At 71.6% G+C, this 6,758-nt stretch carries 5 protein-coding genes; 1 reads left to right on the forward strand and 4 read right to left on the reverse strand.

Features of this window, described 5'->3' with window-relative positions:
* The 4 genes from ABT085_RS41950 to ABT085_RS41965 form a co-directional block, all read right to left on the reverse strand.
* Positions 1–276: NifU-related iron-sulfur-binding protein (locus ABT085_RS41950; protein WP_502982949.1), on the reverse strand; the 276-nt coding region annotated here is incomplete at its 3' end.
* 59 nt (positions 277–335) lie between these two features.
* Positions 336–2,120 carry a nickel-dependent hydrogenase large subunit gene (locus ABT085_RS41955; protein ID WP_351621065.1) on the reverse strand — a complete coding sequence of 595 codons (1,785 nt, stop codon included), beginning with the start codon at positions 2,118–2,120 and terminating at the stop codon, positions 336–338.
* Positions 2,121–2,248: 128 nt separating this feature from the next.
* Entirely contained in the window at positions 2,249–3,337 is a 1,089-nt protein-coding gene (locus tag ABT085_RS41960) for an NADH-quinone oxidoreductase subunit B family protein (protein ID WP_351621068.1), read from the reverse strand.
* A 119-nt stretch (positions 3,338–3,456) separates the two neighbouring features.
* Complete coding sequence (locus tag ABT085_RS41965) at positions 3,457–5,490, reverse strand: hydrogenase maturation protein (protein ID WP_351621071.1); 2,034 nt, start codon at positions 5,488–5,490, stop codon at positions 3,457–3,459.
* A 587-nt stretch (positions 5,491–6,077) separates the two neighbouring features.
* On the opposite strand from ABT085_RS41965, the gene ABT085_RS41970 reads away from it, so the two are divergent.
* A partial coding sequence (locus ABT085_RS41970) for a CAP domain-containing protein (protein WP_351621074.1) occupies positions 6,078–6,758 on the forward strand: 681 nt, incomplete at its 3' end.

Consider the following 6,758-nt stretch of genomic DNA (forward strand, 5'->3'; position numbering starts at 1 on the left):
CTGACCCGGCGGGCGAGCACGGCACCGCGCGACACCCCCGGATCCCCCCCCCCGCGGGCGGCCCCCGGGGGGGCGCCCCCGGGGGCGCCGCCCGCCCCCCGCCGACAGCAGCCGGACGATCCGGGCCAGACCGGAGCCGTAGAAGTCCATGAGGGATCTGACGAGTTCCTCGGCCGCCTCGGCGGCGGCGCGGTCCCCGCCGGCCGCCAGCCGGTCCAGCACCTCCTCGACCCGGCGGCCGGCCTGCTCGGCACTCACCCTGTTCGCCGCGTTCACCGCGCGCGCCGTCTTCGCCGTGTTCGTCGCCGGCGCCGTGTCCGTCGACGTCACCGCGCTCAACCGCCCAGTCCGCTCAGACCGGTGGGCACGTGCATCTTCTGCACGGTCCTGCCGCCGCCCACGTACATGTGGACGCCGCACGGCAGGCAGGGGTCGAAGCTGCGGACGGCCCGCATGATGTCGATGCCCTTGAAGTTCTCCGGGGGGTTCTCCTCGAAGATCGGGGTGTTCTGGACCGCGTCCTCGTACGGGCCCGGGGTGCCGTAGGAGTCGCGGACGCTGGCGTTCCAGGGGGTGGGCGGGTACGGGTGGTAGTTGGCGATCTTGCCCTCGCGGATCACCATGTGGTGGGAGAGCACACCGCGGACCGCCTCGGTGAAGCCGCAGCCGATGCTCTCGTCCGGGACCTCGAACTTCTCCCAGGTCTGGGTCCGTCCGGCCCGGACCTCCGCGAGCCCCTGCTCCGCGCAGTGCAGGGCGACGGCGGCGGAGTACGCCTGGAAGTAGGTGCGCGCGCGGTTGCGTTCCAGCGCGTTGGACCACCGGGGGATCTTCCACTCGAAGGTGGTCTCCGGCTTGGTCATGGTGCGCGGCAGGGTGATGACGACGCTCTGCCCGGTGGCCTTCACGCCGCCGATGTCGACGAGCCCCGACAGGGCGGTGGACCACAGTCGGGCCAGGGGGCCGCCGCCGGTGTCCAGGGCGAGGTGGTCCTTGCCGTCGAACCAGCGCGGTGACATGACCCAGCTGTACTTGTCGTCGAAGTTCCGCTTCTGCGGGGCGGGGATGGTGTGCTGGTTCCACGGGTGGCGCGGGTCCACCGGGTTGCCGAGCGGGTCGTGCGTGACGAACTGCTCCTGGCCCTCCCAGTCCTCGTAGTAGGAGCTGCCCAGCAGGATGCGGATGCCGAGGTTGATCTCGGTGAGGTCGTTGGTGACCAGCTTGCCGTCGACCACGACACCGGGGGTGACGAACATCCGCCGGCCCCAGTCCGTCATGTTGGCGTACGTGAAGTCGCAGTACTCGGGGTCGTTCAGCGCCCCCCAGCAGCCGAGCATCACACGCCGGCGGCCGACCTCCTCGTACCCGGGCAGGGCCTCGTAGAAGAAGTCGAACAGGTCGTCGTGGAGGGGCACCACGCGCTTCATGAACTCGACGTACCGCATCAGGCGGCTGAGGTAGTCCGTGAAGAGCTGCACGGAGGCGACCGTGCCGACGCCGCCCGGGTAGAGCGTGGAGGGGTGCACATGGCGCCCCTCCATCAGACAGAACATCTCCCGGGTGTAGCGGCTGACCTGGAGGGCCTCACGGTAGAACTCGCCCTCGAGCGGGTTCAGCGAGCGCATGATGTCGGCGATCGTGCGGTAGCCGTGCTCGGCGGCGTGCGGGGCCTCGGTGCGCTCGGCCAGCTCCAGGACACCGGGGTTGGTCTCCTTGACCATCTTCTCGCAGTAGTCGACCCCGACCAGGTTCTCCTGGAAGATGTTGTGGTCAAACATGTACTCCGCGGTCTCACCGAGGTTGAGGATCCACTCACCGAGGTGCGGGGGCTTCACGCCGTACGCCATGTTCTGGGCGTACACCGAACAGGTGGCGTGGTTGTCACCGCAGATGCCGCAGATACGGCTGGTGATGAAGTGCGCGTCGCGGGGGTCCTTGCCGCGCATGAAGACGCTGTATCCGCGGAAGACCGACGAGGTGCTGTAGCACTCCGCGACCCGCTTCTGCTTGAAGTCGATCTTGGTGTGGATGCCCAGGCTGCCCACGATCCGGGTGATCGGGTCCCAGGCCATCTCCACCAGGCCGGTGCCGTCGCCGGCCGCTTTCGTCGTCGGTGCCATCTCGGTGTGCCGTGCCCTTCGTTGCGCGCGGGTGTGGGGGGGTGGGTCGGGTCGGGGGCTCACATGGATCGGGGACTCACGTGGACCGGGGGCTCACATGGGGCTCGGGTTCACGTGGGGTCAGGGGTTCACCACGGCGGCCGGTAGCCGGTGGTGATGCGCTCCCCGGTCTGGCGCCACTTGGGCTCCTTGTCCACGGTCCTGGCCGTCACGGACCGCAGCTTGCGGATCACCGCGCCGTACGCGCCACTCGCCGTGCTGGACACCCGGGCCCCGGGCGGTTCGTCCATGAAGGGCATGAACATGTCGGGGAAGCCCGGCATGGTGCAGGCGATGCAGATGCCGCCGACGTTGGGACAGCCGCCGATGCCGTTCATCCAGCCGCGCTTGGGCACGTTGCATTTGACGACCGGACCCCAGCAGCCCAGCTTGACCAGGCACTTCGGCGAGTCGTACGTCTCGGCGAACTGCCCCTGCTCGTAGTAGCCGGCGCGGTCGCAGCCCTCGTGCACGGTGGCGCCGAACAACCAGGCCGGACGCAGCTTGTCGTCCAGCGGGATCATCGGGGCGGCGCCGGCGGCCTGGTACAGGAGGTACGTGAGCGTCTCGGAGAAGTTGTCGGGCTGGATCGGGCAGCCGGGCACGCACACGATGGGGATGCCTGCCTGCGACTTCCAGTCCCAGCCGAGGTAGTCGGGCACACCCATGGCGCCGGTCGGGTTGCCGGCCATGGCGTGGATGCCGCCGTAGGTGGCGCAGGTGCCGATGGCGACGACCGCGAGCGCCTTCGGGGCGAGCCGGTCGATCCACTCACTGGTCGTGATGGGCTGGCCAGTCTCCGGGTCGTCGCCGAAGCCGCACCAGTAGCCCTCGGGTTTGATCGCCTCGTTGGGGATGGACCCCTCGACGACGAGCACGAACGGGTCGATCTCGCCCCGCTCCCCCTTGAAGAACCACTCGATGAACGTGTCGGCGCCACCGACCGGACCGCATTCGAAGTCGATCAGCGGCCAGTGCACCTGGATCTTCGGCAGGCCGGGCAGCACGCCGAGCACGATCTCCTCGATGCTCGGCTGCATGGCGGCCGTCAGCGCGACCGAGTCGCCGTCGCAGCTCAGCCCTGCGTTGATCCAGAGAATGTGGATCGGGGGTGCCTCGTCTGCGGGCGCACTTCCGCCGTCCGCAGCGTCGACCGGGCGCGGCGTTGCTGCAGTCATGGGACCGCCTCCTCGCGGCTTTGAGGAACAAAAGCCAATATTTCGACCATCACTGTTCTTGCTACCAGCGATCGGGACCCGATGGGTCGTCGGCGTGGGCCGTTCCGGTGACGGCGACGTCATGAGCGCAGCGGGCCGTCCTTGCGGACGAACGCGCGGCGCAGTGCGTGGTAGGGGGCGTCGGGATCCTCGAACGTCCGCCGCATCCGGGCCAGCTCCCGCTCCCGGAAACCCGCCAGCGGCGCCACGCTCTGCCGGCGTTCGGCCTCCGCCTTCTTCGCGGCGATCCGCGCGCCGGTGCCCCGCAGCGACGCCAGCCGGGACGCCAGGGCGCCGACCCGCGCCGGGAAGTCCTGCGGAGCGCACTCGAGCACCTGGTCCACGAGGCCCACGCGCCGGGCGCCCACGGCGCTCATCGGCAGCGCCTCACTCATGATCCGCTCGGCCGCGGCGGAGCCCACCCGGCGCGGCAGCGTGTACGTCCAGTACTCCGAGCCGTACAGGCCCATCAGACGGTAGTGCGGATTCAGGACGGCGCCCGAACGGCACCACACCTCGTCGGCCGCCAGCGCGAGCATCACGCCGCCGGCCGCCGCGTTGCCCGCCACGGCGGCGACCACCAGCCGGTCCGTCGTGGTGAGCACCGCCTCCACCAGGTCGTCGATGGCGTTGATATTCGCCCAGGACTCGGCGGCGGGGTCGGCTGCGGCCTCGATGACGTTGAGGTGGATGCCGTTGGAGAAGAAGTCCCGGGGACCGCCGAGCACGAGCACCGTGGTCGGCCGCTCGCAGACCTCCCGGTACGCGGCGAGCAGCCGGCGGCACTGCCCGGTGCTCATCGCACCGCCCGGGAAGGAGAACGAGAGGAAGCCCGTCTCGCCGTCCTCCCGGTAACGGATGTCCGTCCAGGTGCCGTTGTGGGCACGGGGGGACGACAGCGGGGGCGCGGGCAGCTCCGGCAGCGCGGGCAGCCGGTCGCCGAGGGCCTGCGTGGCGGGCAGCCTGAAGGTGCGCGGCCCGCCCGACCGGCGGCGGGGCCGCAGTTCGGGGATCCACACGGCGCCGTCCTTCGTCGCCCGGCACAGCGCCCCGGCCCGGGTGGCCAGCAGCTCGCCGGGGCGGCCGCGCAGCCCTTCCTCGGGGTGGCCGCCGTGGAGGTACCACTCCCCGCCGAGCAGCACGTCCAGCACCCCGGGCCGCGAGTCCGCGGCCCTCAGCTTGCGCAGAACGGTCGCCGTGCCGTCCGCGCACCAGTCGATGCGCCGGACGCTCTGGTCCAGGTACGGGCGGGTGCGCGGCGGGACGACCATGGCGTCCGCAAGGCCGGGCAGGGCCTCGGCTGCGGTCGCGGACGCGGGGGCGGGGGCAGGGGCAGCTTCGGCCGCCGACTCAGATACGGCTCCGAGCTCGGACGCGGGGACGGCTCCGGCCTCGGACGCGGGGACGGCTGCGGCCTCGGACGCGGGGACGGCTCCGAGCTCGGACGCGAGGGCGGCTGCGGCCTCGGACGCGAGGGCGGCTCCGAGCTCGGACGCGGGGACGGCTCCGGCCTCGGACGCGGGGACGAGGGCGGCTGCGGCCTCGGACGCGAGGGCGGCTCCGAGCTCGGACGCGGGAACGGCTCCGACGTCGGACGCGGGGGCGGCTACGGCCGGGTCGGTCCCGTCGGGTGACCGCTGACGGAGCGGCACATGGGTTCCGCTCACGAAGCGCTCCACCGCGAGCAGGACGGCCGCGAGGGCGGCGTCGGCGATCTCGTTGCGGTACAGATCGCTCTTGCCCACCGCGGGCAGCGGGCAGGAGACGGACGCCCACACGGCACCGGCGTCCAGCTCCTCCTCGGCCTGGAGGACGGTCACGCCCCATCGGTCGGCGCCCTCGTGGATCGCCCAGTCGAGCGAGGAGGGACCCCGGTCGCCGACGGGACCCGGATGCACGATCAGACAGGTGTACGCCGACCACACCTCCCGAGGGACGACCGTCTTCAGCATCGGCGCCAGGACGAGCTGCGGCTCGTGCCGCCGGACGGCTTCGGGCAGGGACCGGCCGGGCAGTGCGAGCTCCACCGCCACGGTGTGGCCGCGATCCCGCAGTTCGGCATGGACACGCTGCGTGAGGCTGTTGAACGCGCCGGCCACGAGCAGGATGTGCACGACTGCCTCCCGGAGGGCGAGGTGCGGGCGAGGACGTCCCCGCCGACTGCGATGGTCGGGGTTGCCGGGCCGCTCGGCCGCGGAGACAGGCGGTGAGGTCACCTGAAAGCACGCGCGCTTGACAGGGCCGCGTCGGGCGCCGGACGAGGACCGGCCAGAACCGGAAGACCTGGTTCCGTGACATGCGTCACCCGGTCCCTCCGTATCAACCATGCCGGGTAGTAGATGCCGCTCTGGCGACATATGAGATTTGTCCGTCTTGACCCAAGCGGGCATTCCGCCCGAAGCCATGAAGATCCACCCGCCCGGCGTGCGCCCCCACCGTCCTGCCCTTGAGGCTTTCTGACGTGTCGCCAGGCGCGCGAAGGGCGCCACGGACCCACGGTCAGCACGCCCCCACCTCCGTGGCAAGAACCCCCAAAGCCTACGAAGCGGCGTAGTAGCGAGGGGGTCCAGGCGCCCTTTGCGCCCCATATGAGGACGTCCTAAGAATGTCGACCGGCAGGACGTCTCCGCGCTCGCAGAAGCGGAGTCCGCGCAGAGCCAGCCGCACGAGGGCGCTCCGCGACTACCGAGTGAGGTCACGCATGGCAAGGCATCGCAAGAGCAAGCAGTTCCGGCGGATAGTCATCGCCGCCGTCGCCGTGGCGGCCGTGGGCGTGCCGTCCGCCGCCATGGCCTGCGTCGACTGGCCGGGCAGCGGGGCCACCGGCTCCACCCCCACCGCGGCGCACACCCTGAGCGCGGACTGGCGGGACCAGTTCCTCTGGAACCGCGTCTGGGACGGCGACACGCCCACCGCGACGACGACGCCGAAGACCACCTCCGCGGCCGACGCCCCCTCGCACCGGGCGAAGCCCAAGACCCACAAGCCCAATGCGGCTGCGACGCCCGGGCACGGCACCCGCACCCCGCACGTCCCGTGGACCGCGCCGCCCGCCTCGGCCGCCCCCGCGCCCGCGAACACCCCGGCGGCAACGAACACGCCCGAGTCGACGGCCGCACCGGAGCCGGTGAACACCCCGAAGCCGACCGCGACGCCTTCGGCCACCGCCACGGCGACCGCGGCCACCGCGCGCGTCGTCGAACTCGTCAACGCCGAGCGCAGCAAGGTCGGCTGCTCGCCCCTGACCGTGAACGCGACCCTGACGAAGGCCGCCCAGGCGCACAGCGCCGACATGGCGGCGCACCAGAACATGTCGCACACCGGGTCCGACGGGTCGGCCCCCGGTGACCGGATCACCCGGGCGGGCTACATCTGGAACGCC

The sequence above is a fragment of the Streptomyces sp. NPDC002265 genome (assembly GCF_040296125.1).
Taxonomy (GTDB): domain Bacteria; phylum Actinomycetota; class Actinomycetes; order Streptomycetales; family Streptomycetaceae; genus Streptomyces.